Annotated in this window: 23 protein-coding genes; 12 read left to right on the forward strand and 11 right to left on the reverse strand. The window is 64.9% G+C overall.

What is annotated here, in order from left to right; genetic code table 11:
* Positions 1–19: 19 nt before the first annotated feature.
* The 4 genes from AOG28_RS10820 to AOG28_RS10835 form a co-directional block, all read right to left on the reverse strand.
* Positions 20–1105 carry an Lnb N-terminal periplasmic domain-containing protein gene (locus tag AOG28_RS10820; protein WP_054556412.1) on the reverse strand — a complete coding sequence of 362 codons (1086 nt, stop codon included), beginning with the start codon at positions 1103–1105 and terminating at the stop codon, positions 20–22.
* Positions 1106–1129: 24 nt separating this feature from the next.
* Entirely contained in the window at positions 1130–2281 is a 1152-nt protein-coding gene (locus AOG28_RS10825) for a pyridoxal phosphate-dependent aminotransferase (RefSeq protein WP_054556413.1), read from the reverse strand.
* Positions 2282–2379: 98 nt separating this feature from the next.
* Positions 2380–2907, reverse strand: coding sequence for a hypothetical protein (locus tag AOG28_RS10830; protein WP_054556414.1), 528 nt, complete (start codon positions 2905–2907; stop codon positions 2380–2382).
* Positions 2904–3896, reverse strand: a complete 993-nt coding sequence (locus AOG28_RS10835) for an alpha/beta hydrolase (protein WP_054556477.1) — start codon at positions 3894–3896, stop codon at positions 2904–2906. Before AOG28_RS10835 ends, AOG28_RS10830 begins: the two co-directional genes overlap by 4 nt.
* 408 nt (positions 3897–4304) lie before the next feature.
* Here AOG28_RS10835 and AOG28_RS10840 point away from each other — a divergent pair, with 408 nt between their 5' ends.
* On the forward strand, positions 4305–6485 hold the full coding sequence (locus AOG28_RS10840; RefSeq protein ID WP_054556415.1) for a malate synthase G: 2181 nt from the start codon (positions 4305–4307) through the stop codon (positions 6483–6485).
* 197 nt (positions 6486–6682) lie between these two features.
* Positions 6683–7099 carry a PaaI family thioesterase gene (locus AOG28_RS10845; RefSeq protein ID WP_043336979.1) on the forward strand — a complete coding sequence of 139 codons (417 nt, stop codon included), beginning with the start codon at positions 6683–6685 and terminating at the stop codon, positions 7097–7099.
* Between the two features lie 38 nt (positions 7100–7137).
* Here the strand turns inward: AOG28_RS10845 and AOG28_RS10850 are convergent, their stop codons facing one another.
* Positions 7138–7557, reverse strand: coding sequence for a DUF423 domain-containing protein (locus tag AOG28_RS10850; RefSeq protein ID WP_043336980.1), 420 nt, complete (start codon positions 7555–7557; stop codon positions 7138–7140).
* Positions 7558–7656: 99 nt separating this feature from the next.
* On the opposite strand from AOG28_RS10850, the gene thiS reads away from it, so the two are divergent.
* The 4 genes from thiS to AOG28_RS10870 all read left to right on the forward strand — a co-directional run bounded on the left by thiS (position 7657) and on the right by AOG28_RS10870 (position 10777).
* The gene (gene thiS / locus AOG28_RS10855) at positions 7657–7857 is read left to right on the forward strand and encodes a sulfur carrier protein ThiS (RefSeq protein ID WP_043336981.1); all 201 of its coding nucleotides are present in this window, start codon (positions 7657–7659) and stop codon (positions 7855–7857) included.
* Positions 7858–7936: 79 nt separating this feature from the next.
* The gene (locus AOG28_RS10860) at positions 7937–8770 is read left to right on the forward strand and encodes a thiazole synthase (protein ID WP_054556416.1); all 834 of its coding nucleotides are present in this window, start codon (positions 7937–7939) and stop codon (positions 8768–8770) included.
* Between the two features lie 60 nt (positions 8771–8830).
* Entirely contained in the window at positions 8831–9670 is an 840-nt protein-coding gene (gene trmB, locus AOG28_RS10865; protein WP_082388702.1) for a tRNA (guanosine(46)-N7)-methyltransferase TrmB, read from the forward strand.
* Between the two features lie 189 nt (positions 9671–9859).
* Entirely contained in the window at positions 9860–10777 is a 918-nt protein-coding gene (locus tag AOG28_RS10870; protein ID WP_152965402.1) for a putative RNA methyltransferase, read from the forward strand.
* Between the two features lie 286 nt (positions 10778–11063).
* Here AOG28_RS10870 and AOG28_RS10875 read toward each other — a convergent pair whose 3' ends face one another.
* Positions 11064–11993, reverse strand: a complete 930-nt coding sequence (locus AOG28_RS10875) for an AEC family transporter (RefSeq protein ID WP_054556418.1) — start codon at positions 11991–11993, stop codon at positions 11064–11066.
* 267 nt (positions 11994–12260) lie between these two features.
* Between AOG28_RS10875 and AOG28_RS10880 the strand changes: the two genes are divergently transcribed.
* Positions 12261–12854: a hypothetical protein gene (locus tag AOG28_RS10880; protein WP_054556419.1), complete on the forward strand. Its 594-nt coding sequence runs from the start codon at positions 12261–12263 to the stop codon at positions 12852–12854.
* Positions 12855–12917: 63 nt separating this feature from the next.
* Entirely contained in the window at positions 12918–13634 is a 717-nt protein-coding gene (locus AOG28_RS10885) for an SCO family protein (RefSeq protein WP_054556420.1), read from the forward strand.
* 538 nt (positions 13635–14172) lie between these two features.
* On the opposite strand, the gene AOG28_RS10890 is transcribed toward AOG28_RS10885, so the two are convergent.
* Together AOG28_RS10890 and AOG28_RS10895 are read right to left on the reverse strand one after the other, a co-directional pair.
* Positions 14173–14880, reverse strand: coding sequence for an FKBP-type peptidyl-prolyl cis-trans isomerase (locus tag AOG28_RS10890; RefSeq protein ID WP_043333314.1), 708 nt, complete (start codon positions 14878–14880; stop codon positions 14173–14175).
* Positions 14881–15019: 139 nt separating this feature from the next.
* Positions 15020–15625 (reverse strand): TIGR02444 family protein, encoded by a 606-nt coding sequence (locus AOG28_RS10895; protein ID WP_160317873.1) that lies wholly within the window; start codon positions 15623–15625, stop codon positions 15020–15022.
* Between the two features lie 159 nt (positions 15626–15784).
* Here AOG28_RS10895 and AOG28_RS10900 point away from each other — a divergent pair, with 159 nt between their 5' ends.
* Both AOG28_RS10900 and AOG28_RS10905 read left to right on the forward strand, forming a co-directional pair.
* Entirely contained in the window at positions 15785–17719 is a 1935-nt protein-coding gene (locus tag AOG28_RS10900; protein ID WP_054556422.1) for an ATP-binding cassette domain-containing protein, read from the forward strand.
* A gap of 3 nt (positions 17720–17722) precedes the next feature.
* The gene (locus AOG28_RS10905; RefSeq protein WP_054556423.1) at positions 17723–18487 is read left to right on the forward strand and encodes a pseudouridine synthase; all 765 of its coding nucleotides are present in this window, start codon (positions 17723–17725) and stop codon (positions 18485–18487) included.
* A gap of 121 nt (positions 18488–18608) precedes the next feature.
* On the opposite strand, the gene AOG28_RS10910 is transcribed toward AOG28_RS10905, so the two are convergent.
* Positions 18609–19841 carry a patatin-like phospholipase family protein gene (locus AOG28_RS10910; protein WP_054556424.1) on the reverse strand — a complete coding sequence of 411 codons (1233 nt, stop codon included), beginning with the start codon at positions 19839–19841 and terminating at the stop codon, positions 18609–18611.
* 342 nt (positions 19842–20183) lie between these two features.
* Positions 20184–20648 carry a YqaA family protein gene (locus AOG28_RS10915; protein ID WP_442854953.1) on the reverse strand — a complete coding sequence of 155 codons (465 nt, stop codon included), beginning with the start codon at positions 20646–20648 and terminating at the stop codon, positions 20184–20186.
* A gap of 110 nt (positions 20649–20758) precedes the next feature.
* Between AOG28_RS10915 and thiD the strand changes: the two genes are divergently transcribed.
* Together thiD and AOG28_RS10925 are read left to right on the forward strand one after the other, a co-directional pair.
* Entirely contained in the window at positions 20759–21559 is an 801-nt protein-coding gene (thiD, locus tag AOG28_RS10920) for a bifunctional hydroxymethylpyrimidine kinase/phosphomethylpyrimidine kinase (RefSeq protein ID WP_043333319.1), read from the forward strand.
* Between the two features lie 92 nt (positions 21560–21651).
* Complete coding sequence (locus AOG28_RS10925) at positions 21652–22329, forward strand: chalcone isomerase family protein (protein ID WP_054556425.1); 678 nt, start codon at positions 21652–21654, stop codon at positions 22327–22329.
* A gap of 273 nt (positions 22330–22602) precedes the next feature.
* On the opposite strand, the gene AOG28_RS10930 is transcribed toward AOG28_RS10925, so the two are convergent.
* Positions 22603–23694, reverse strand: a complete 1092-nt coding sequence (locus AOG28_RS10930) for a TRAP transporter substrate-binding protein (RefSeq protein ID WP_234368071.1) — start codon at positions 23692–23694, stop codon at positions 22603–22605.
* Positions 23695–24076 lie beyond the last annotated feature (382 nt).

Here is a 24076-nt window from a genome sequence, read left to right on the forward strand (position 1 = left end):
ACCTCAGCCCTGCGCGGGCTCAGTAGGAAGGTCTGTCCGCGCCGGGAATGCCTGCACGAATCAGGCGTGAGAAGTCGCCGTCCGGATGCTCATCAGCGACGATGGCGGCGGGATTGATCAGGCTGCTGGCCTTGAGTTCCGCGAAGGGCGCAGCGTCACTCAGGGCGTCCTGGTCCGCGACATATTCCGGCAGATAGCCGGAGAGCAGCAGACGGTAGTCCAGTGGCAGGCCGTCGGTCAGGCGCGTCATCATCGCGTAGACGAGGGTGGTGCAGTTGCTGGTGGCGGTGTTGTAGAAGCGTGGCTGAGTGCGCAATGTCTCGGCTTCGTCGACGTAGGCCAGCAACAGCTCGTGGATCATCTCGCGCGGCATCTGCACCCGATAGAGGTGTACCTGTTCGCCGCGCATGTTGCTGCGCACGCGGATGATGTCGCGTTCGTCGGCGGCGATCACCGCCAGTTCGTACTGCTTGAACATGCCGCCGAGGGTCGAGAACTGCTCGGTGCGCTCCTTGCGGATCTCCACCGAGAAGGCCAGATAGCGACCATCGGCAAAGCCGAAGCTGACCAGCGTATGGGCGATCTGCGGCCCCATCCAGTGACTGGTCAGCAGATCCACCGAGGTCAGCTCTTCCAGCGGATAGTCACGGCTTTCCCAGCGCGGCGTGTAATCCTCGGCGCTGTGCCACACGAAGTTGCGTACCTGCTCGAGATGCAGCACTTCACCCTGCGTGGCAGCCTCGGTCCTGGCGCTTGCCGGCAATGCCTCGGCCCGTGCTGGCGAGACCACCTGTCCCTCGACCAGATGTGCCACCTCCGGTGCCCAGTCGCGGTCCGCCCGTGGCGTGATGCTGGCCCACCAGGCAAGGCTTGCGACCAGCAGCATCAGGTAGCTGCCCATCAGCCGCCAGCGGATCGCGCTGGCCTGCGGCCACCACAGGACAATCACGCACACGAGCCCCAGCACCGCTGCGAGAGCAGCCACGGTGGTGCGCAGCCCTTCCGGCCCCGGCAGGCGGAACCACAGTGCGGGCGCCAGCCAGAGGCTCGCGCCCACTACGGCAAGGCTGCTCAAGGCACGGGCCGCGAGGCTGACCAGGGTCATCGCGAGGCCCTCACGATAAATCGTTCATGAACGGCGCTCTTCGGCGATGGCCTGCTCGAGACGCGCGAGACGGCCCGGCACCAGGCTGTCCTCGAGTGTCGAGATGCGCAGGATGTGGCCAAGCGAAGGATGCGGGGAGCGAGTGATCAGCACGCCTTGGGCCATCAATTGCTGCTGCACCTGTGCTGCCAGTTCGGCGCTCTTGAGGCGCACGCAGAGGAAGTTGGTCGCGCTGGGCAGCACTTCCGCGCCCAGCGAGCGCAGGTGCTCGGCGAGACGATCGCGACAGTCGATCACGCCGGCGACGTGCGCTGCCGCCTCTTCAGGGTGCGCCAGCAGCAGCTCACCTGCCGCCATTGCCGGGGCGCTGACCGCGAAGTGAATCCGCACCTTGGTCAGCATGGCGACATCGTCAGGCTCGGCGATCATGAAGCCGAGACGCAGACCCGCCAGCCCATAGGCCTTGGAGAAGGTACGCAGGCGGAAGGTGCGTGCCATCGGCGCATGGTCGGCGTGGGCGGCGTCCGGGCGGAAGTCGTGATAGGCCTCGTCCAGCAGCAGGCTGCAGTTCTCCGGCAGGGCGTCGCGCAGAGCGCGCACATCGGCGTCAGAATGCAGGTGGCCGCTGGGGTTATCGGGGTTGGCGAGATAGACGACGCGGGCATCGTGCTGCCTTGCCGCGGCGAGCAGCGCCGCGAGGTTCGGTGCCAGTCGCGACGATGAGGCGTCATCGGCCGTGGCGAAGCTCTCGCTGTAGGGTACCTCGATGACCTCGGCACCCAGTCCGCGGGCGAAGTACGCCAGGGTCGGATAGGTGCCGGCGCTGGTGATCACGCGCTCGCCCGCACAGACGGTGGCGCGCATCACCAGTGCCAGCAGGCTGTCGGCACCGGCATCGACCAGCAGATTCTCGTACGCGACTCCCAGACGCTCAGCCAGTTGCTGGCGCAGTTGCCAGGCATCGGCGTCGGCATAGCTGCGGCTCAGGTCGGCCAGAGCAGTACCCAGCGTGCCGCCCAGCGTGTGGTGCGGCATGTCGAGCCCTTCGTTGGAGCCATACTGATACGGCAGCGCGTGTCCCAGTCTGCGTTCCAGCGCCTTGATGCCGGGGAACGGGTTATGCGGCCCATCCTGATAGAGGTGGGCAAGAAAGCGACGGGGACTGGCGGTGGTCATGTTGGCTCCGGAAAAGCAGAAAACGGTAAAGGGTGTATCAGAGGTGGCGGGGACCTCGGCGCAGCTGGGCGCAAGACTCAGGGCTCAAGACTCGGAGCTCAGGGCGCGGGGTGATTGCGCGCCAGTGACTCGAGGGCCGCCTGGTCGAAGGCACCGCTCAGGGTGAAGGTGCGCGTCTCATTGCGCTCGGCACTGGCGCTGCGGATCAGTGTCAGCTGCAGCTGATACGGCTGCAGCGTGCGGTCTGACAGGGTCAGTGCGACGCCACTGGCCTCGAGAGTGGTCTCGAGACGCCACTGGCGGCTATCGACGGCAGGGCGGTCAGTGCTCCAGTTGAGCACCTGAGGCCCGTTCTTGAGCGCCAGCAGTGCGCGGGTCAGCGCCTCGTTCAGCGCCCCCGGGTTGGCCTGCAGCGTGGCATCCACCTCGGGCGGCGCGAGCAGCAATACCTGTTGTTCGAGCGGGGGTGTCCAGGACTGCTCGGCGATCAGGCGCGCCGCGCTCTGGCCGAGACCATAGATGGGATCGCGTTCGGCACGCGGCACCTGGTCCAGGCTCATGCAGCCCGCCAGCGTGGAGAGTAGCAGGGTCGCGGCCAGCATGCGCAGGCGATGCATGGCCATCATGCCGTGCGCCCCTGCTGCGGCAGGTCTGACGGGCGCTGCGACAGGGCATCGAGAAAGGCGTCCAGCTCGGCAAACAGCTCCTGGCGAATCGGCTCGGCTTCATTGACCAGATGGTGCTGGGCCTCGGGATGGCGGTAGATGCGCGCATTGGGGAACTTGCTGGCCAACACGCCGAGATTCCATTGCCAATCGACGGTGGTGTCCTGCTCGCCCTGCAGGATCAGGGTCGGCAGTGAGCAGGGAGGCAGGGCGCGCAGACGGGGGATCCACTCCCGCATCGCCGTTACCCACTTCACCGCGAGGCGATCGGCCTGCAGCGGATCATTGGTGCTGAGAAACTCGTAGAAGGCCACGTCATTGGTATTCGCGCGGTACTTGCGCGGAATGGAATCGATGAAGGGGCGCGCCATGCTGTGCAGCCAGCGTGACTGCGACCAGCCCCAGGGCCGTACCAGCGGTGCGAGCAGGGCAATTCCCTGCCAGCGCGATTCATCGCCGCGCATCAGGGCGTCGGTGGCCAGCACCGAGCCGCCGGTGCTCTGGCCGATGCCGAACCACGGGTGCGGCGCCAGGCTGTGGTCTTCCAGGTAATCCTGGAAGGCCTGCAGGCAGCCGACATAGTCGCCGAAGTCTTCGATGGAGGCGGGCTCGCCGGATGACAGGCCATGGCCCGGCAGGTCCCACAAGGCGACCTGCCAGCCGTTGCGCAGCAGGTGCGCCAGCAGATGGCGATAGAGGGCGAGGTGATCGAAGTAGCCGTGGACCACGAAGACGGTGCCGCGCGGCTTGCGCGGTGTCCATAGCTGGGCCCACAGGCGAAAGCCCCCGGCCTCCAGGTGGCCGGCATGCACGGCGATGTCCTCGCTGCGCAGCGCATCGAGACCATAATGGCCCAGGTAACGCTCCAGTGGACTGGACGTCTGGCCCGGCAGCATGTCAGGCAGGCGGATAAAGGGGCCGTGGTCGAGCAGTTCACTGAAATCGGGCATGGTCATCTCCATAATGCTGCCATGCTAGCGGCTGGCGCGGCTGCGAGCTACACAAAGAACAGTGTTTCTTCACTGTTTTCCCCGCCTGTCGCCGAGCAACAACAGCGACGCGGAATCAACGCTGGGCGGGTAATCGGGCTCCATGAGCTTGTTCATTGGTCATAGCAGTCCTTTCGTCGGCCTCGCCATCGGGTATGGTGATGGGATTCGTCCCCGCCCGGCAGGTGACAGCGTCTTCCTGCCCGGCGCCTCGATGGCTCACGCTGGTCGGGCAGTCGCGCGTCAGCAGTTGCGTCAAGCGCCGCGCCAGTGAGTGCCATCTGGCGAAAATCCTTTTGAACACCACTGCTTGCAGTGGTGTCAGCCGTTGAGGGTTTCCAGCGATTCGTTTTCAGGGAGAGCAAACGCATGACCGACCGTATTCAACTTCAGCGCCTGGCCATCGACGCCAGCCTGCACCGCTTCATCGAGCAGGAAGCGCTGCCGGGCACAGGGATCGCGCCGGAGACCTTCTGGGCGGGTGTCGATTCACTGCTTCACGAACTGGCGCCGCGCAACCGCGAACTGCTGGCGACCCGCGAGCAGCTGCAGGGCGAGATCGATGCCTGGCACCGCGAGCATCCGGGCAAGGTAGACCTCGAGGCCTACAAGGCGTTTCTGCACAGGATCGGCTATCTGCTGCCGGAGCCGAATACGGTCGAAGCCAGCACCGCCTTCGTGGATAGCGAGATCTGCCAGCAGGCCGGCCCGCAGCTGGTGGTGCCGGTGATGAATGCCCGCTACGCCCTGAATGCCGCCAATGCGCGCTGGGGCTCCCTCTATGATGCACTCTACGGCACCGACGCGATCAGCGAGGAAGATGGCGCCGAGCGTGGCAAGGACTACAACCCGGCGCGCGGGGCCAAGGTCGTCGCCTATGCGCGCCAGGTGCTGGATACCATCGCGCCGCTGGCCGGCGGCAGTCACCACGACAGCGAAGGCTACACGATTCGTGATGGTCATCTGCTGGTGCGTGCCGGAGGGCGTGACCTCAGCCTCAAGTCGCCGGAACGCTTCCTCGGCTATCGCGGCGATGAAAGCGCGCCGAGCGCGATCATCTTCGCCCACAACGGCCTGCACGCCGAGCTCGTGATCGATGCCGAGCACCCCATCGGCAAGACCGATCCCGCCAATGTCAGTGACCTGATCATGGAGGCCGCGCTCTCCACCATCATGGACTGCGAGGACTCGGTGGCCGCCGTCGATGCCGAAGACAAGGTGACGGTCTATCGCAACTGGCTGGGCCTGATGAAGGGCGACCTGACCGAGACGCTGGAGAAGAATGGCCGCAGCATGACGCGCAAGCTGAATGCGGACCGCGAATACACCGGCGCCGATGGCACCACGCGTGTGCTGCATGGTCGCTCACTGATGCTGATTCGCAACGTCGGTCATCTGATGACCAACCCGGCCATCCTGCTCGAGGATGGCAGCGAAGCGCCGGAAGGCATCATGGATGCCATCTTCACCAGCCTGATCGCGCTGCACGACCTCAAGGCCGACAAGCAGGGCCGCGGCGGCATCTGCAACTCGCGCACCGGCTCCGTCTACATCGTCAAGCCCAAGATGCATGGCCCCGAGGAAGTCGCCTTCGCCGATGAGCTGTTCGCGCGGGTCGAGCAGCTGCTCGGCCTGCCGGACTCCACGCTCAAGATGGGCATCATGGATGAGGAGCGCCGCACCACCGTCAACCTCAAGGCCTGCATCGCGGCCGCCAGTTCCCGCGTGGCCTTCATCAACACCGGCTTCCTGGACCGCACCGGTGACGAGATGCACACCTCGATGGAAGCCGGCCCGATGCTGCGCAAGGGCGACATGAAGGGCGCCGCCTGGATTCAGGCCTACGAGAAATGGAACGTGGATGTCGGCCTGGAATGTGGCCTGCGGGGTCGTGCCCAGATCGGCAAGGGCATGTGGGCCATGCCCGACCTGATGGCCGCGATGCTCGAGCAGAAGATCGGCCATCCGCGCGCCGGTGCCAACACCGCCTGGGTGCCGTCACCGACCGCCGCCGTGCTGCATGCGCTGCACTATCACCAGGTCTCGGTGAAGGACGTGCAGCATGATCTGCTCAGCCGTCCGCGTGCCAGCCTCGATGACCTGCTGACCATCCCGCTGGAGCTCGATCCTCAGTGGAGTGCCGAGGAAATCCAGGCCGAGCTGGACAACAATGCCCAGGGGATTCTCGGCTATGTGGTGCGCTGGATCGATCACGGCACCGGCTGCTCCAAGGTGCCGGACATCCACGATGTCGGCCTGATGGAAGACCGCGCCACGCTGCGCATCTCCAGCCAGCACATCGCCAACTGGCTGCATCATGGCATCGTCGACAGCGCCCAGGTGCAGGACACGCTGGAGCGCATGGCCGGCGTGGTGGACCGCCAGAATGCCGCGGACCCCAGCTATCAGGCGATGACGGATGACCTCGAGGGCTCCATCGCCTTCCAGGCCGCCTGCGAGCTGGTCTTCCAGGGGCGTGTGCAGCCGAGTGGCTACACCGAGCCGGTCCTGCATCGCCGTCGTCTCGAGAAAAAGCAGCAGGCGCGCTGATCGCAGGGCGGCTGGCTTGAGGAAACACTGAACACGACAACGGCGACCCTGGGTCGCCGTTGTCGTCTGTCGCCGAGCAGGAATTGCCCGGCCACTATTTTGCCAGGCGCATGTTTCCCGAGATCGCATTTGCCGCTAGCCTTGCCCCAGAAACCGCGTAACCGCGCGATCGGACCCAGTGTGTCGAGGAGAATGTCATGCCCGTGATGAGCGCCGCCGCCATCGAGGATTTCCTCGATGAAGTCTTCCCCCAGCGTCTGGGTACCATCGAGGCCGTCGGCGATCGCTGGGCGACCATGGGGTTGGCCATCGAGGACGAGCACCTGCGTCCCGGCAGCTGTGTGTCCGGGCCGACGATGATGGCGCTGGCGGATGTCTGCCTGTATGTCGCGATTCTCGGCGAGATCGGCCCGGAGCCGATGGCCGTCACCAGTGACCTCAGCATTCACTTCCTGCGTCGCGCGCGCGGCGACCGCGACCTGATGGCCACCGCGCGTATCCGCAAGCTGGGCCGGCGACTGGCCGTCGGCGAGATCGAGCTTTTCAGCCACGGAGACACCGACCCGGTCGCCATCGTGACCGCGACCTATACCTTGCCGGACAGCGATGACTGACCCCGGGGCGGTCGTGGGCCACGCCTTGGGCCAGTCCGCTACAGCTTGTTGATGTCCTTCTCTTCGCTGCCGCGCTGACGCCAGCCGGTGACGGCCAGGCTCAGCCAGCCGGCGATCAGCAGCAGGCCGCCGATGGGCGTGATGATGCCCAGCTGGGTGCGCGCCGTGGTCGCCAGGGCATACAGCGACCCCGAGAACATCAGGATGCCGGCGGCCCACAGCCCCAGCGTCAGCATCTGGCCGCGCAGCGGCTGCACCGAGCGCCAGGCGAGTACCCCGACCGCCGCCAGCACGTGCCACATCTGATAGCGTACGCCGGTCTCGAACACGCGCAGCATGTCCGCGCTCAGGGTGCCGCGCAGGCCATGACTGGCGAAGGCACCCAGCGCGACGGTGGACATGCCGGCCAGTCCCATGGCCAGCCACCAGTGGCGGGAGTGGGAGTCGTTGTGACGCATAGACAATAATTCCTTGAGGGCAGGTGGCGCGGCACGATGTGCCTACGCCTGTCCACGTAAAGCCGCTACAATAGCGGCCTCTTTTCGCGGGAGGACAGCATGCAGATACAGCTCAACGGTGAAGACCACGTGGTGACGGACGACACGACGATTGCCGCCCTGGTCGAGAGTCTCGGTCTCCAGGGCCGCCGACTGGCAGTGGAACGCAATGAAGACATCGTGCCACGTAGCGCGCACGCCGACACCCGTCTGCATGCCGGTGACCGCATCGAGATCGTCCATGCCATTGGTGGTGGCTGATCCGTCCTGTTTCCAGGATTGACACTTTTCACTACTCGCTCGCGCTCAGCGCGTTCACGTCCAGCTCGATGAGGTCATCATGACAGACAGTTCTGCCCCGACATTGAACAACCCCGTCACCCAGGTCGCCGGCGACAGCCCGTTGATCGTCGCCGGTCGCGAGTTCTCCTCGCGCCTGCTGGTCGGTACCGGCAAGTACAAGGACATGGACGAGACACGCTCCGCCATCGAGACGTCCGGCGCGGAAGTGGTCACCTTTGCGGTCCGCCGTACCAATCTGGGTCAGAACGCTGACGAGCCGAACCTGCTCGATGTGCTGTCACCGGATCGCTATACCTTCCTGCCCAACACCGCCGGCTGCTACAACGCGCGTGACGCGGTGCGTACCTGCAAGCTGGCCCGTGAACTGCTGGATGGCCACAACCTGGTCAAGCTGGAAGTGCTGGGCGATCAGGACACGCTGTATCCCAATATCGTCGAGACGCTCAAGGCCGCTGAAGAGCTGGTCGCCGATGGCTTCGACGTGATGGTGTATACCTCCGACGACCCCATCGTCGCGCGCGAGCTCGAGGAAATCGGCTGCTGCGCCATCATGCCGCTGGGCTCGCTGATCGGTTCCGGCCTCGGCATTCTCAACCCGCACACCCTATCGCTGATCATCGAGCGCGCCAATGTGCCGGTGCTGGTCGATGCCGGTCTGGGTACGGCGTCAGAAGCCGCCTTCGCCATGGAGCTGGGTTGTGATGGCGTGCTGATGAACAGCGCCATCGCCCACGCGCGCCAGCCGCTGTTGATGGCAGATGCCATGCGTCAGGCCGTGATTTCCGGCCGTGGTGCCTTCCTGGCCGGCCGCATGCCGACTCGCCTGACGGCACGTGCTTCTTCACCGGGCGCTGGCCTGATCACCGGCTGAGCCCTGAAACATTCGAATCCGATGCTCGCGCATCGTTCATGCAAAGACCAAGACGACCCCATGACTGACGAGACATCCAAGCCGCAGGACGACACGTCCACTTCTGCTCCCGCTGACGACGCGCAGCAAGAGAGTGTGCAGAACGAGAGCGCGCAGCCCGAGAGCGTGCAGACCGAAAGCGCGCCAGCGACCCCTTCCGTTGCCGATGAAGCCGTCGCCCGCAAGCGTGGCATCAAGAGCTACGTGATTCGTGGTGGCCGCATGACCCAGGCCCAGACCCGTGGGCTCGAAGAGGTCTTCCCGCGCCTTGGCCTGCGTCACGAGCAGGGCGAGCTGGATCTCGAAGCGCTGTTCGGGCGTCGGGCGCCGCTGGTGATCGAAGTCGGCTTCGGCATGGGCAAGTCACTGTGTGAACAGGCCCAGGCCAATCCGGACACCGACTTCATCGGCATCGAAGTGCACGCGCCGGGCGTCGGCAAGCTGCTGGATGATGTCGACAAGCTGGGCCTGACCAACCTGCGTGTCTATCGTCACGACGCGCTGGAAGTGCTGGCGGATTGCGTGCCGGCCGGTTGCGCCGACACCTTCCAGCTGTTCTTCCCGGACCCGTGGCCGAAGAAGAAGCACCACAAGCGTCGTATCGTTCAGCCGGCCTTCGTCGAGCTGGTGCGTCGTGTGCTCAAGCCGGGCGGCCACTTCCACATGGCCACCGACTGGGCCAACTACGCCGAAGCGATGGCGGAAGAGATGGCTGAAGCACCGGGCTTTGCCAACACCGCTCCGGCGGAAACCGCGCCCTACGTGCCGCGTCCCGACTTCCGTCCGCTGACCAAGTTCGAACAGCGCGGCGAGCGTCTCGGCCACGGCGTGTGGGACCTGATCTTCGTCAAGCAGGACTGATCAGCGCCTCATGCGCAGTGGCGGCGTCTTCATGACGCTGCATCGCGGCCGCCTTCGGGTGGCCGCTTGCGTGTGAGGCCCATCGCCATGGCACGGTTCTGCGTGCCAAGGCCATTTGCCTGCGTGGCGGCCTGTGCCGCTTGCCGTGTTTGCTGCCCCTTTCTTTCCTCGCCCCGAGAGTTGCTGACCATGACGACGCCTACCGCCGACTCGGCTTATCACCCGACCATGACCCCGCTGACGGCCCTGACCTGTCCGCTGGATGCCCAGCCGCTGGTACGTGACGGCCAGAGCTGGTGCTGTGCCGACGGGCATCGCTTCGATATCGCACGCCAGGGGCATGTCAATCTGCTGCCGGTGCAGCGCAAGCGCAGCCTGGACCCCGGCGACAGCAAGGCGATGGTCAGTGCCCGCCAGCGTCTGTTCGCGTTGGGCGGCTATCAGCCTCTTGCATCAGCCTTGGCCAGTCGTGTGCTGGCATTGGCAGCGGCCCAGTCGACTCAGGCGCCGCTGGCCGTGCTGGATGCCGGCTGCGGCGAAGGCTTCTATCTGCGTCAGCTGGCGTGCGCTGCCGGTGAGCAGAATCTCTCGCTGACGGCGGCGGGGCTGGATATCTCCAAGCACGCGGTGCTGGCCGCGGCGAAGCAGTCACGTGATGCCGCCTGGCTGGTGGGCACCAACGCCGCTCTGCCGCTGGAGGATGCGTGCGTGGATGTCGTCATCTGCGCCTTCGGCTTCCCTGTCTGGCAGGAGTTCGCGCGTGTCCTCAAGCCCGGTGGCCACGTCGTGCTGCTGGAAGCGGGGGCCGAGCATCTGCTGGCGTTGCGCAAGATTCTCTACTGCGAGCTGAAACCCGCGCGTGGTGAGGCTGGACTGAGCGCTGCCGAGTCCGCTGGCTTCGCCATCAGTGGCGAGGTCGAGCATCTGCATGCGGGGCTGTCATTGACCAGCAATGAGCAGATTCGGGACCTGCTGACCATGACGCCGCATCTGTATCGCGCCGAGCGTGATGGCCTGGCGTGTGCGGAAGCCATGACGGCGTTGGAGGTCGAGCTGCATGCGGAGCTGAGGGTGTTCTCGCTCGAGGATGCACAAGATAAAGCTTAAATAGAAATTCTTCGCATTTGCCTTGCAAAAGCAAATGAGAATGATTATCTTGTTTGTGCGGTGTCCGGGCAGACATCGCAGGGCGCAAGCCCAGCCGTAGCGGCGGAGTCAGGCCCCCGCTACGGTGTTTCTCCTCATCAAGCTAGTCACGGTCTTGGGCATCCTCATCTGGGGATGCCCTTTTTGTTGTGCGCTACGCACGCTGCGAGCTCTCACGTCGCGTTCGGATATGCGGTCGTCAGCTCGGCAGCTCGGAAGCTCGACAGGAGCTCAGGTCGACAAGAGCTCAGGTCGCCAGCCACAGAGGCAGGGTCAGCATCGCCAGCAGCGTCTGGGCGGTGATCAAGGCCGCCATCAGCTCGGCATTGCCGCCTAGCTGGCGGGCCAGAATATAGGCGGAGGTCGCGGTGGGCAGCGCCGCGAACAGAATCGCCACATCACGCGCCACTCCCTCGAGGCCGAACCACCGGCAGAGCACGACCACCAGTGCCGGCATCGCCAGCAGCTTCAGCAGGCTCGCCAGCCACGCCACGCTGCCACTGCTCACCAGTACACGCGGACGCAGCGCCACGCCCACCGCGACCAGGCCGAGCGGCAAGGCGGCGCGTCCCAGCAGGCTGATGGCGTCGCCACTCCAGCCCGGCAAGCCGATGCCGCTCAGGTTGAGCGCCGTGCCGACCAGACACGCCAGCACCAGCGGATTGCGGGTCAGCGCCTTGAGCGAGCGCAGCAGGCCGCCTTCGCCCAGGGTGCCAGCCCCGATGAAGGCCATCACGCACAGCAGGTTGGCGGCAGGCACCATCAGCGCCAGCGCCACGGCCGCGACGGTCGCCCCGGCACTGCCATGCAGCGCTGCTGCCCCGGCCACACCGACGTAGCTGTTGAAGCGGATGCTGCCCTGGAAGAGCGAGGTAAAGGAGGCGGCGTCGCCCATATGACGGCTCAGCCAGTCCGGCGCGTGACGCCAGCTCAGCCATAGCGCAGCGGCGAACAGCAGCATCGCGCCCAGCATCACGCTGGCCAGCGCCACGACCGGCACGCTGGCCATGTCGGCACGTGCCAGCGTGGACACCAGCATGGCGGGGAACAGCACGTAATAGATCAGGCGTTCCAGTTCGCTCCAGAAGCCTTCGCCGGGGAAGCGCTTCCAGCCGAGTAGCGCCCCCGCGAGGATCAACAGGAAGAGGGGGCCGAGCGCCTGCTGTACACTTGCCATGCTGACTCCTTGTCGGGGCTGAGTGCGAATGCCTTGAGAGCGATGTGGCGTGCGCGTGACATGATGTCTCGCCTGCTGCCGCGGTGAGGCGGGCTGGTAAGCTTGTCATGACTCGCTCAGCGCTGCACTTGGACTCAGGTCTTGTTCGCCGGTCAGGCGTTGCCGTCATGTCGTGGCTGAGCGCAGACCATTCCCATCACGTCACTTTCTTTCCCATTCGGGGCGCCTTGCCTGTCGATGCGCTGCCGGACCGTTGCCGGAACTGCCATGTATCGCGTAGAAGAAGACAATGCCCGCCCGCGGCTGCTCAATCTGCTGATCATCGTCACGCTGATCACCATCGTGGTCTCGCTGTACTACCTGATCGACTATTACCTGGTACGCGACGGCAGCAACGGCAAGGTGACCTGGTTTGCGCCCAATCAGTCCTGCGAGCTCAATCATGCCCCTTGCACTGCCGAGCTGGGCCGCTTCGGGCGTATTACCCTGGCGCTGGAGGGCGATATCAGTCCGCTGACGCCGCTGGGCATTCGCGTGATGACGGAAGGCGTCTCACCGGAGGGGGTCGAGGTGGACTTCATCGGCCGCCACATGGACATGGGCGTGAAGCGCAGCGTGCTGAACACCACCGATGCCCAGAGCCTCGAGCGCCAGCATTGGCAGGGGGAGGGGCAGCTGGGGTTCTGCAGCAGCGCGACCATGGCGTGGCGTGCGCAGGTGATCGTGACTACCGAGCGTGGCCGACTGGGCAGCTGGTTCGATTTCGATAGCCACCCGCAGGCCACCACGGCAGAGCAGCTCGAAAGCTCGGTCGATCAATTGTATCGCAGTGATACCCGCCCGACGCATCAGGGCAGCTAGCCGCTGGCGCTGAGCCCGGCCGGCAGGGACGTCGTTTCAGGCAGAAGGCACCGGGAGGCAGGGATGGGCGCAGAGCGAAAGTCACAGGACGGGCAGGCAGGCACTCGCCGACAAGAGAGCCATCAGCTGGACAAGGGCGTCGCCAGGCGCTGGTGGCTGCTGGGTGCCGTCGGCCTGGCGGCCGTGATCGGTGCCGGTGTCGCCTGGCAGCAGGCGCAGCAGGATCTGGCGCCGGTCGCGGGAATGCAGGCCTGGGCCAGTCTGGGCGGCCCCATCCAGCTCGAATCACAGCAGGGTGACTTCACGCTCGCGGAGGTCACGATGGGCGAGGCCGCAGACGCGCAGGCCACGCCGGTCGTCGCGCTCTACTTCGGCTATACCCAGTGCCCGGATGTCTGCCCGATGACGCTGGCGGCGCTGCGTCAGGTGATGTCTGAACTGCCACCCCAGGCGGCGGCGCGCGTGGTACCGGTGATGGTCTCGCTGGACCCCGAGCGCGACACCCCTGCCCGGCTGGCCGAATACACCGGGCACTTCGGGCCGCGCTTTCAGGGCATCACCGGCAGTCAGGCGGCACTCGCCGATGTGGCGCGGCGCTATGGCGTCAGCTATCGGCGTGTCGAGGCGCAGGACTCCGCGTTGGGTTACACCATCGATCATGGTGCCGCGCTCTATCTCGTCTCTGCCCAGGGGCGCATCTACGATCGCATTCCATTCACGCCGGGGCCGGCCGGTGTCCGCGCTGGCGTGACGCGTGTCCTGAGCGCGACCGCTGATTGAGCGCTGCGTGGCACCTGCTGAATGCGCCGCGTCTTGAGGCCTTTCTCAGAGGTGAAATACACATTGTCCACAAGTTGGCAAGCGCTCGAGGAAAATTTTGTGGATAATCATGACGCCTCGAACACGCAACGCAGTGCCGTCAAGTGCTGATTTATAAAGGCTAGTAAAAACAAACTGTTACGCGATATCGACTAAAAATATCAAGTCAGTGGTTGCTTTGCGTTCAACCAGCATCACTGCCGCGACAGGCACCGGAAAGGCCGGTTGTCAACCTGTGGTCAATAGCTTCCCCACAGATTTATCCACAGGCTGGCGGCGTCCGCACAGGGCCTTCTGGAGGGGAGAATCAGCGGACATCAGCCATTGCCGTAGTGATGGCATGCCCCGTAGTCCTGTGCGCAGCATGCGCTTGGATGAGCTTGCCGCTGGCCCTCATCCAGCCTTGCCAGAAACGCAAAGAGCCGCCCGATGGGCGGCTCTTTCGTTGCTACCGGCAGCAGTGCTTGCCGGTTACCTGCAGGGGAGGCTCACGCCGCCATTACTGCTTGGCGTCGGCCTTGGTCACGTCGAGCAGCTCGACCTTGAAGGTCAGCGTCTCGTTCGGGCCGATCGGGCCGCCGGTGCCAGCCTTGCCGTAGGCAAGCTCGGCCGGGACGTAGAGCATCCAGGTGTCGCCGACGCTCATTTCCTGCAGTGCTTCCTGCCAGCCCTTGATGACCTGGTTGACCTTGAAGCTGACCGGCTCGCCACGCTGGTAGGAGCTGTCGAAGACGGTGCCGTCCAGCAGCTTGCCTTCGTAGTTCACCTTGACGGTATCTTCAGCGGACGGGGTCGCGCCGTCACCGGATTCCAGCACCTTGTACTGCAGGCCGGAATCCAGTGTCTTCACGCCGTCCTTCTTGGCGTTGTCGGCGAGGAACTTGTCACCCTCTGCCTTGTTGTCGGTCGCTTCCTGCTCGACCATCTTCTTCTGCTCTTCCATCTTCTTCTGCTGGAAGCGGGAAAGCGAATCCGCGATTTCCTGGTCGCTCATCTTCATGTCGCCCTTGGCGTAGACATCACGCACGGCTTGAGTGAAGGCGTCGAGATCCAGATCGGTGATGTCCTGGGAAAGGCTCTTGCCCAGAGTTGCACCGATGCCATAGCTGAGCTGTGCCTGCTCGTCTGCGAGGCTGTCATCGGCGGCAAAGCTGAACGGGGTGACCAGGAGGGCGCCGAGCGCGACGGCACTGACCAGCTGTTTCATGAAAACTCCTTCAGGATGGAATGGGCCTGAGACGGGCCCGAAACACGCAATTGGCACCGAGGCGGCATGGCCTGCCTCGGGCACTAGTGTTACTCCGACTCTACCAGCCGCGTACAAGTTCCGCATCTCGCTGGCGTTGTCAGGCGCCGGCGGGCACGCGGGCCAGTGCCAGCCTCCGCAGGGCACGTGCCGACGGGTGGTCCCCCACGGCGAGCGTCGTCTTGCCACTCAGCAGGGCCAGCGATTGCTGAAAGGCCTGCAGCGGGTCCGCGACATGCGCGAAGGGCGCCCGCAGGCCGGTCGCGCCTTCGGCTGACGACAGCGCAGGGCTCAGCTCTTCCAGCTGGGCGAGGGTTTCCTGCTCGGCGGAAAGCTCGCAGGCCTTGAGCTGCTGATAGAGGCGTTCCAGGCGTTGCACCGCGGCCGGGTCCTGGGTCGCGGGTAGCGTCGTCAGCTCCTGCTTCAGCTGGCGGCGGCGCTCGCGCAACATGCCGGTCATCCAGCCCTGCCAGTCGCGCACGTCTTCCAGCAGGCGAGTGGGCGAGGCGGCCAGGGCGATGCCGTGGGCGGACAGCCAGTGAATCCACAGCAGCTCGCAGACATCGAGGCCTGCCTCGTCCTGCAGCAGCAGGCAGGTACTCATCATGTCCGGCGTCGGCTGAGGGTTGCCCGCAGAGCCGACCTCGCCGGGCAGGGCATACAGAGACAGCGCGTAGTCCCACAATCCGATAGAATATGCGCCCATCAAGTCGGCCTCTTCGTGTGTCACGGATGATGTCTCTTCATGTGTCACCGATGATGTCTCTTCACGAGTCGCGCCCAGCAGCTTGCTGAGTCGTAGCGCTCGTGTCGGTGGCGGTGAACGGGAGCCCGACGTCCCCCGTACTTTCTGATCGAGGTTGTCATGATTGCACTGCGCCAGCTCGCCCTGCAACGCGGCGGAGCACCGCTGATCGACGAAGCGGACCTGACGCTGCATGCCGGTCACAAGGCCGGTATCGTCGGCCCCAACGGCGCCGGCAAGTCGAGCCTGTTCGGCCTGATCCTCGGCGAGCTGACGCCCGACAGCGGCACGGTATCGCTGGCCGGTGGCGTGCGTGTCGCGCACATGGCGCAGGAAATCGATGCGCTGGAGCGTCCGATCGTCGACTACGTCATGGACGGGGACCACGCGCTGCGCGAGACCGAGCGCGCCCTGGCAGCCGCCGAAGAGAGCGGCGAGCACCAGCGTCAGGCCGAGCTGCACGCCCATTTCGACACCCTCGATGGCTACACCGCACGGGCACGTGCCGAGCAGCTGGTAGTCGGCCTCGGCTTCAGCCAGGCGCAGCTCAGTCAGCCGCTGGCGGCCTTCTCGGGTGGCTGGCGCATGCGTGCCAATCTGGCGCGCACTCTGTTTACGCCGTCCGACCTGCTGCTGCTGGATGAGCCGACCAACCACCTGGATCTCGATGCGTTGCTGTGGCTGGAGCAATGGCTGGCGCGTTATCCCGGTGCGCTGCTGCTGATCTCCCATGATCGCGACTTCCTCGATGCGGTGTGTGATCACATTATCCACTTCGACCGCCGCAAGCTGGTGGTCTACAAGGGCAACTACAGCCGCTTCGAACGCACACGTTCCGAGCGTCTGGTGCGCGAGCAGGTTGAGCACGAGAAGACCATGGCGCGGCGCGCCGAGATCGAGGATTTCGTGCGTCGCTTCAAGGCCAAGGCCACCAAGGCGCGTCAGGCCCAGAGTCGCATGAAGATGCTGGAGCGCATGGAGGAGACGGCGGCGGTCAAGGCCGATTCCCCGTTCCACTTCACCATCCCGTGCTCCGACAAGATCTCGCATCCGCTGCTGGGGCTGGACCGCGCGGTGATCGGCTATCCCGGTCAGCCGCCGCAGCTCTCCGGGGTGCGCTTCTCGCTGCTGCCGGGGCAGCGCATCGGTCTGCTCGGCCCCAACGGCGCGGGCAAGTCGACGCTGATCAAGGCGCTCACCGGCGAGCTTGCGCTGGTCGAGGGCCAGCGGACCGCCGGCGAGCATCTGGCCATCGGCTACTTCGCCCAGCACCAGGTGGACGGGCTCGACCTGTCCTCGACGCCCTTCAATCATGTGCTGCGCCTGTCACCGTCGGCGGGTGAGCTGGAGATCCGCACCTTCCTCGGCAGCTTCGGCTTCCACGGCGATGAGGTCTACGCCACGGTGGAGTCGTTCTCCGGTGGCGAGAAGGCGCGTCTGGCGCTGTCGCTGATCGCGTGGCAGAAGCCCAATCTGCTGCTGCTGGATGAGCCGACCAACCACCTGGACCTCGATATGCGCGAGGCGCTCACCGATGCACTGGCGACCTTCGAGGGCACCGTGATTCTGGTCTCCCACGACCGCCACCTGCTGCGTGCCTGCGTCGATGAATTCTGGTGCATCGCCGATGGCCGCGTGACGCCCTTCGATGGTGACCTGGATGACTACCGTGCCTGGCTCAAGGCGCGCGTCGAGGGCGAGCGGCGGGAAGCGCGCGCCCAGAAGGATGCCGATGCGGGGACAGACAGCACGCGCACGCCGGACCGCAAGGAAGCGCGCCGTCAGGCGGCTGAACTGCGCGAGAAGCTGCGTCCGCTCAAGAAGGTCAGCGACAAGGCCGAGCAGAAGATGAGCAAGGCGCAGGGCGAGCTGGACAAGATCGAGGAAGCGCTGGGCGATGCCACGCTCTACGAGGCGGACCGTAAGGCGGAGCTGACCAAATTGCTGGCCAGCCAGGGCGAGATCAAGAGTCGCCTCGATGAGGCCGAAGCCGAATGGTTCGAGGCTCAGGAAGCGCTGGAAGAGATGGAAGCCCAGCTCAAGGCGGCGGACTAGGTCATGCGGCTGGACCGCTGGCTGACACGTCAGCCACAGCTCAACCGTCGTCATGCGCTCTCGGCGCTGGCGGCGGGGCGCGTGCGGGTCAACGGCGCGACGATCAGCGACCCGCTGCATGAGGTCGGCCCCTTCGATGACATCCACCTGTCAGCGCCTGACGCGACCACCTGCCTGCAGATCGCGCGGCGTCCGCGTCATATCCTACTCAACAAGCCTGCCGGGGTCGTGACGGCCTGTCATGACCCCGAACACCCCACCGTGATCGATGTGCTGCGTGACACGCTGAATGCACGCGGCGAGGACAGCGGCTGGCTGGCCGAGATCCACCATGTCGGGCGTCTCGACCGTGCGACGACCGGTGCCCTGCTGCTGACCAACGACGGCGATGTCTCGGCGCGCATCAGCGATGCCGGGCTCGACGGGCCCGCCAAGCGCTATCGCATGGGGCTGGAGCGGCCCCTGACGGAGGCCGAACAGGAAAGCGCGATCGCACAGGTTCGCCAGGGGGTGCTGCTCGAACATGATCCGCGCCCGACACTGCCGGCCCAGCTTGCGTTTCTCACCGCGGATCAGGCACGCCTGACGCTGCACGAGGGACGCCATCATCACGTCAAGCGACTGTGGCGCAGCCTGGGCAATCGCGTGGTGTGGCTGCACCGTGAGTCGGTGGCGGGCTTGAGTCTCGAGGGGCTGGCGCCGGGGGAGTGGCGCGAGCTTACCTGCGAGGAGTGTTCACGGCTGGGGGCCGCGCAGCCTCGCGGGTGAGGCCACCCGGCGGGTGGCGTCTTGCCGACACCGGGTTATCCACACCCGCCTGGCGCGCCGCCAGTGCGTGACGGCTGCGATGGGGTGTGGATAGATCATGCTGAATCGTCGTCAGCGTTGCTCAGCTGCCGGTCGCTTGGCTGGGCAAATCCTCTGTCGTGATGCTCGCCTGGTCATCGTCGCTGGAGCTTGCCTCCGGCGTCGACAGGCTGACCAGCTCGCCCTCGGCGTTGCGCGTGAAGTTGCGCACGATGACCCCGATATCCTCCGGCAGCGGCGCAAACTGGCTGCAGCGGCTCAGCACTTCCTGCATGTCCTGATAGCCACTGTCGCGCCGCGAGTCGATGGTCGCGCGCGAGAAGTCGATATCCTTCAGTGAGGTCTCGCCCGGGCGCGCCGAGGCCAGCAGGCGCACCACGTTGATCGAGGGCTGCTGGGTCATGGCGAGGATGCGCTGGATCTTCGGCGACTGGCGCAGCTCCTCCGGCAGATGGTCGGCGAGATTCTCGATTCCCATGCGCAGCGCCTGATTCTCTTCCAGCAGATTGAGGTGCTCGCCGGCACGGCTGGAATACTGGATATCCTTCTCGCGCAGCTGCGCTTCCTGCAGGGTCTCCGGCACCTTGCCATCGGCACTCCACAGGTCGATCACGTAGCAGTTGACCACCGTCTCGCCATGCGGACGCTCCGACAGCACCCAGCTGACGGGCGTATTGGAGTACAGGCCACCATCCCAATAGGCTTCGCCATCGACCCACACCGGCGGGAAGGCCGGTGGCAGGGCGCCGCTGGCCAGAATATGGCGGTGATCCAGCGCTTCATGCGAGGAGTCGAAGTAGCGCAGCGCGCCACTGCCGATATTCACCGCCCCGACCGACAGGCGAACGTTCTCCGGGTGGCGGGCATCGAGGCGCTCGAAGTCCACCAGCCGGTTGAGCGTGTCGCCCAGCGGCTCGGTGTCGTAGAGGCTGGGCGGCTCGCCGAAGAAGCTCTGCCAGATCGGTACCGTCCACAGCGGGCGCGGGCGGAAGAAGCCTGGAATGCCCCACAGCATGGCGGAGGCACGCGCGACACTGCGCTCCCACGGATGGAAGGCGGGGCCCATGCTGGCAGCGGGTTGGGCGATGCCATACCAGAATGACTCAAGGGCCTTGAGGCGCTCGCCCTCCGGATTGCCGGCGATCAGGGCGCCATTGATGGCGCCGACCGAGGTGCCGACCACCCAGTCGGGCTGGATGCCGGCTTCGGCCAGCGCCTCGAAGATGCCGATCTGGTAGGCGCCGAGCGCGCCACCGCCTTGCAGCACCAGAATATTGAGCGCATCGGCGCAGAAGTCGCAGGATGTATCACGCATGAAACCTTCTCCTCTCTAGCAGTGCAGCACTCCGCCGGGGAATGCCCGAGGTCAGGGGGACCGTCGCGAGCATGACGCCATGTGATGGGGGAGGCGCGGGCTCGTGGAGGCGGCGAAAGGGTGACGAGGTGCATATCAAGGGCAGCAAAGCACCTGATCAAGGCAATGAGGCACTGGTGAAAAGCAATCGAAGTGCTTTTATTGTGCAGTGCAGCATGGCGCTTGTCAGCATAGCACGCATCCTCGCCTTGCGTGTCTGCGATCTCATTCAAGCGACTGACTGAGGCTGCAAGGGCAGTGGTAAAGGTGAGGGTGAGGACAGGAGCAGCGGCCGTGCGGCGGTCATTGGCACCAGGGCGTCAGCCACAGGTCGGCTGCCAGCAGCAACAGGGCATAGCGTCCGCCCTTGGCGATCACGATCAGGACGATGCTTTTCCACCACGCCAGCCGGAAGACGCCCGCCAGCACCGTCAGCGGGTCGCCGATCAGCGGGGCCCAGCTCAGCAGCAGGCTCCAGGCGCCGAAACGGCGATACCACAGGGTGCCGCGCGCCAATGCGCGCCGCGAGACCGGAAACCAGCGCCGTGTGCGCAGACGACGGGCGCCACGCCCCAGGGCGACGTTGATCAGGCTGCCGAGCGTGTTGCCCAGCGTCGCCGCGATCCATAGCGCCCAGGGCGCGTGCCCCTGGCACCACAGCCCCGCGAAGGCCGCCTCCGATCCGCCGGGCAGCAGGGTGGCGCTGGCCAGCGAGATCACGGCGAGCGAGGTCAATGCCGGCAATGACAGTACGGCCACTTCATTCATATCACTTTCTTCTGTTTTTCACGGTGGCAGGGCGCTGGGGGTGGCTTTCTTCCCTCCTCAGCTCGGGTATGCTGTTGGCACGTCAAAGCCATATTTCGGGAGCTTCCTGCATGCATATTCCGTGCGTCCTGACGATAGCGGGCTCAGACCCCTCCGGGGGAGCCGGCATTCAGGCGGACCTCAAGACATTCTCTGCGCTGGGCGCCTACGGGGCCAGCGTGATCACGGCGCTGACGGCGCAGAATACCTGCGGCGTGCGCAGCGTGGAGGCGGTCTCGCGGGAATTCATCGCCGCACAGCTGGACGCCGTGCTGGATGATCTCGATATCCGCGCCGCCAAGATCGGCATGGTGGCCGATCCGCTGGTGGTGGAAATGCTCGCCGACCGCCTTCAGCAGCGTCGCCCGCGCTGGGTCGTGCTCGACCCGGTGCTGGTCGCCAAGAGTGGCGATGCGCTGGTCAATGATGCTGCCATCCAGTCGGTGGCCGAGCACTTGGTGCCGCTGGCCGACATCATCACGCCCAACCTGCATGAAGCTGCGGTGCTGCTGGGCGAGCGGCGCCTGATCGGGCGCTCCGACATGCCCGAGGTCGCCCGTGAGCTGCGTGCCAGAGGCGCGAAGGCGGTGTTGATCAAGGGCGGGGCGCTTGAGGGGCAGGCCTGTGATGACCTGCTGGTCAGCGATGCCGGCGAGCAATGGCTGTGCGCACCGCGTATCGAGACCGACAACCTGCACGGCACCGGCTGCTCGATGTCTTCCGCCATCACGGCGCGCCTGGCGAACGGCCTGCCGTTGCCGCAGGCGGTGGTCGAGGCACGCGAATGGCTGCTGGGCGCGCTGCGCGCCTCCGACCAGCTCAACGTCGGCAAGGGCCGTGGTCCGGTGCATCATTTCCACGCCCTGTGGTAAGCCAGCGAGAGCCAGGCCCGTGAGAGCAAGTCTGCAGGAGTGATGAACCCCGCAAGCTCCCCTTGATCACTGCCAGCCAACGAGTAGATGCCATGCCTATATCGCCGCTGTATCGCTTGTCCGTGTCAGCTGTCCGTGGCGCCGCTTGCAGCCTGAACGCCGCCTGTCATGCCGTCAGCCTGCCGGTGGCGAGTGCGCCGCGCTGGCTGGCTGCGGGCGTGATGGGGGCGCTGCTTGCCACCACCAGCCCGGCGGCGCTCGCCGTCGAGATCAAGGGGGTAACCTTCGCGGATCAGGTGACCACGCAGTCCGGCCAGCCGCTGATGCTGATCGGCAGTGGGCTCTTCACCTACCTGCTGTGGGACGCCTATGTCGGTGCCTATTATCAGGATGCGCGTCGCCCGCGCCCGGCGCCGCTCAAGGATGTCTCGCGCCGCCTGGTGCTGGAGTACTTCCATGCCATCGATGCCGAGGACTTCGCCAAGGCGACCACCAAGGGCGTGCGCAAGAACCTGTCAGCGGCGGATTTCGCGGCGATCGAGCCTGAATTGGCGCGCTTCAATCGTGCCTATCAGGACGTCGTGCCGGGGGATCGCTATGCGCTGCAATGGCTGTCCGCCGGTGGGGGCAGCGGCACGCTGTCGCTGGTGCTGAACGGGCAGGTCAACTTCGAAAGCGATTCACTGGCGCTGGCCAACGGCCTGTTCGCGATCTGGCTTGGCGATGAACCGGCCCAGCAGGATTTCCGTACCCAGCTGCTTGGGCAGTAGCGCGCGTTCTCCATCTGGCTCCTCTAGCCCCTCTCTGGCCCCTCTCTAGCCTATCTGGCCCATCTAGCTTATCTGGCCCATCTGTCGCGGCATCGCTATCGTCTTGCGCCTCTATCGCGCCCCTATCGAGACACCACGAAAAACGCCCCTGCCGAGAGTTCCGGCAGGGGCGTTTTTTCATGCTCGTCTTTCTACCTTTCTAACATTCTATCTTTCCATCACTCTTTCGATCCTTGCTATCTACCTGGCGGGGCTGACGCGCTTGCCTGGGGCTTACTTGCCTTCGGCAGCCTTGATGTCGGCCTGCAGGGTGTCGAGGATCTTGCTGCCGCGCTCACCGGATTGCTCACGATAGACTTCCCAGCCCTTCTCGCCGACCGGGCGGAAGGCTTCGCGCTGCTCATCGGTCAGCGTGATGATCTCGATGTCGCTATCTTCCTTGATCTTCTCCAGACGGTCGGCGTTGTACTCCTCCTGCTTCTCGAAGATGTACGGACGCATCTCGTTGGTGACCTTGTCGAGCATCTGCTGCTGCTCGTCATCCAGTCCGGAATAGAAGTCACTGGAGGCCACCAGCGTGGTGATGAACTGCGCCTGCTTGGCCTGGATCATGTAGTCCTGAACTTCGTAGAAGCTCATTTCCTGAATGGCGAACACCGGGTTCACCTGGCCGTCGATCTGGCCTAGCTGCAGGCCGGAGTAGACCTCGGAATAGGGCATCGGCGTCGGGTTGGCACCGTAGCCGCGATAGCTCTCGACCAGAATCGGCGAGGTCATGGTGCGGATCTTGAAGCCTTCCATGTCCTCGGGGGTCTTGATGTCACGGTTGCCGGTCCACACCATCCAGCCTTCCGGAATCACGCCCAGCAGCTGGAGGTTCTGCTCGGTGTAGGCCTCGGACAGCATGTCGATGGCCTTGGAGTTGCCGAGCACCTCTTCATTGACGGCGTTGTCGTCGGAGAACAGGAAGTGCAGCGTGAAGACGCCCGACTCCGGAATCACCGAGGCCAGGTGACCCGGTGAGGCAAAGGTCAGCTGGATGGCATCGCTCTGCACCAGTTCGGTGAGCTGCGAGGAGGTGCCCAGTGCACCGTAGGGGTAGATCTCGACATCGATGTCACCGCCGGAAGCCTCTTCGATGCGCTTCTTGAATTCCTGGGCGTAGGCATCCTGCACACTGCCGGAGACTTCCTCCAGCGCGAAACGCCAGGTGTCCGCCTGCACGCCCGCGGAGGCCAGCGCCGCCATGCCCAGGCCGGACGCGAGGGCGCCTCCCTTGATGAACGCGGCGAGACGAGAAAGGGGAACAGGAGTCCTGGACGTCTCGCGATTCTGCTCGGGTGACGGGTTCCATTGCATCGTCATCTTGTTCTCCTTGTGTGATTTCCATCAGCGTCGGGCGGCTCTGCGCATACCCGGCGTGCAACTTGCATCATTTAGATAATATTGCCATTCTTAATATAATAAAAAAATTACCAAATTGGATAGTATGATTAGAATTTATTATGAATAAGCTGAGCCTGTGCGCATGAGGCTCTGGTACTCGAGCTCTGGTGCTTGAGTTCGGGTACTCGAGGGTCGCCCGTCGCTCGCCAGAGCTTCGCGCTCGGTCTTCACGACCGGCCCCCGGCGCCAGACCGACATGCCGCGCGTCGGCCGCATACTGATTTCAAGCGCCGCTAATAAAGCTAGAACAAGAGTAGCCAAAGTGAAAATCACGGCGGCGCCGCGGAAAATTTCAATGGAT

It is taken from the genome of Cobetia sp. UCD-24C, assembly GCF_001306765.1.
Taxonomy (GTDB): Bacteria; Pseudomonadota; Gammaproteobacteria; order Pseudomonadales; family Halomonadaceae; genus Cobetia; species Cobetia amphilecti.

Bases quoted from the DNA above. Each gene is read 5' to 3' on its own strand.
- AOG28_RS10820 (WP_054556412.1), bottom strand. From the start codon at position 1,105: ATGACCCTGGTCAGCCTCGCGGCCCGTGCCTTGAGCAGCCTTGCCGTA.
- AOG28_RS10825 (WP_054556413.1), bottom strand. From the start codon at position 2,281: ATGACCACCGCCAGTCCCCGTCGCTTTCTTGCCCACCTCTATCAGGAT.
- AOG28_RS10830 (WP_054556414.1), bottom strand. From the start codon at position 2,907: ATGATGGCCATGCATCGCCTGCGCATGCTGGCCGCGACCCTGCTACTC.
- AOG28_RS10835 (WP_054556477.1), bottom strand. From the start codon at position 3,896: ATGCCCGATTTCAGTGAACTGCTCGACCACGGCCCCTTTATCCGCCTG.
- AOG28_RS10840 (WP_054556415.1), top strand. From the start codon at position 4,305: ATGACCGACCGTATTCAACTTCAGCGCCTGGCCATCGACGCCAGCCTG.
- AOG28_RS10845 (WP_043336979.1), top strand. From the start codon at position 6,683: ATGCCCGTGATGAGCGCCGCCGCCATCGAGGATTTCCTCGATGAAGTC.
- AOG28_RS10850 (WP_043336980.1), bottom strand. From the start codon at position 7,557: ATGCGTCACAACGACTCCCACTCCCGCCACTGGTGGCTGGCCATGGGA.
- thiS (WP_043336981.1), top strand. From the start codon at position 7,657: ATGCAGATACAGCTCAACGGTGAAGACCACGTGGTGACGGACGACACG.
- AOG28_RS10860 (WP_054556416.1), top strand. From the start codon at position 7,937: ATGACAGACAGTTCTGCCCCGACATTGAACAACCCCGTCACCCAGGTC.
- trmB (WP_082388702.1), top strand. From the start codon at position 8,831: ATGACTGACGAGACATCCAAGCCGCAGGACGACACGTCCACTTCTGCT.
- AOG28_RS10870 (WP_152965402.1), top strand. From the start codon at position 9,860: ATGACGACGCCTACCGCCGACTCGGCTTATCACCCGACCATGACCCCG.
- AOG28_RS10875 (WP_054556418.1), bottom strand. From the start codon at position 11,993: ATGGCAAGTGTACAGCAGGCGCTCGGCCCCCTCTTCCTGTTGATCCTC.
- AOG28_RS10880 (WP_054556419.1), top strand. From the start codon at position 12,261: ATGTATCGCGTAGAAGAAGACAATGCCCGCCCGCGGCTGCTCAATCTG.
- AOG28_RS10885 (WP_054556420.1), top strand. From the start codon at position 12,918: ATGGGCGCAGAGCGAAAGTCACAGGACGGGCAGGCAGGCACTCGCCGA.
- AOG28_RS10890 (WP_043333314.1), bottom strand. From the start codon at position 14,880: ATGAAACAGCTGGTCAGTGCCGTCGCGCTCGGCGCCCTCCTGGTCACC.
- AOG28_RS10895 (WP_160317873.1), bottom strand. From the start codon at position 15,625: ATGGGCGCATATTCTATCGGATTGTGGGACTACGCGCTGTCTCTGTAT.
- AOG28_RS10900 (WP_054556422.1), top strand. From the start codon at position 15,785: ATGATTGCACTGCGCCAGCTCGCCCTGCAACGCGGCGGAGCACCGCTG.
- AOG28_RS10905 (WP_054556423.1), top strand. From the start codon at position 17,723: ATGCGGCTGGACCGCTGGCTGACACGTCAGCCACAGCTCAACCGTCGT.
- AOG28_RS10910 (WP_054556424.1), bottom strand. From the start codon at position 19,841: ATGCGTGATACATCCTGCGACTTCTGCGCCGATGCGCTCAATATTCTG.
- AOG28_RS10915 (WP_442854953.1), bottom strand. From the start codon at position 20,648: ATGAATGAAGTGGCCGTACTGTCATTGCCGGCATTGACCTCGCTCGCC.
- thiD (WP_043333319.1), top strand. From the start codon at position 20,759: ATGCATATTCCGTGCGTCCTGACGATAGCGGGCTCAGACCCCTCCGGG.
- AOG28_RS10925 (WP_054556425.1), top strand. From the start codon at position 21,652: ATGCCTATATCGCCGCTGTATCGCTTGTCCGTGTCAGCTGTCCGTGGC.
- AOG28_RS10930 (WP_234368071.1), bottom strand. From the start codon at position 23,694: ATGACGATGCAATGGAACCCGTCACCCGAGCAGAATCGCGAGACGTCC.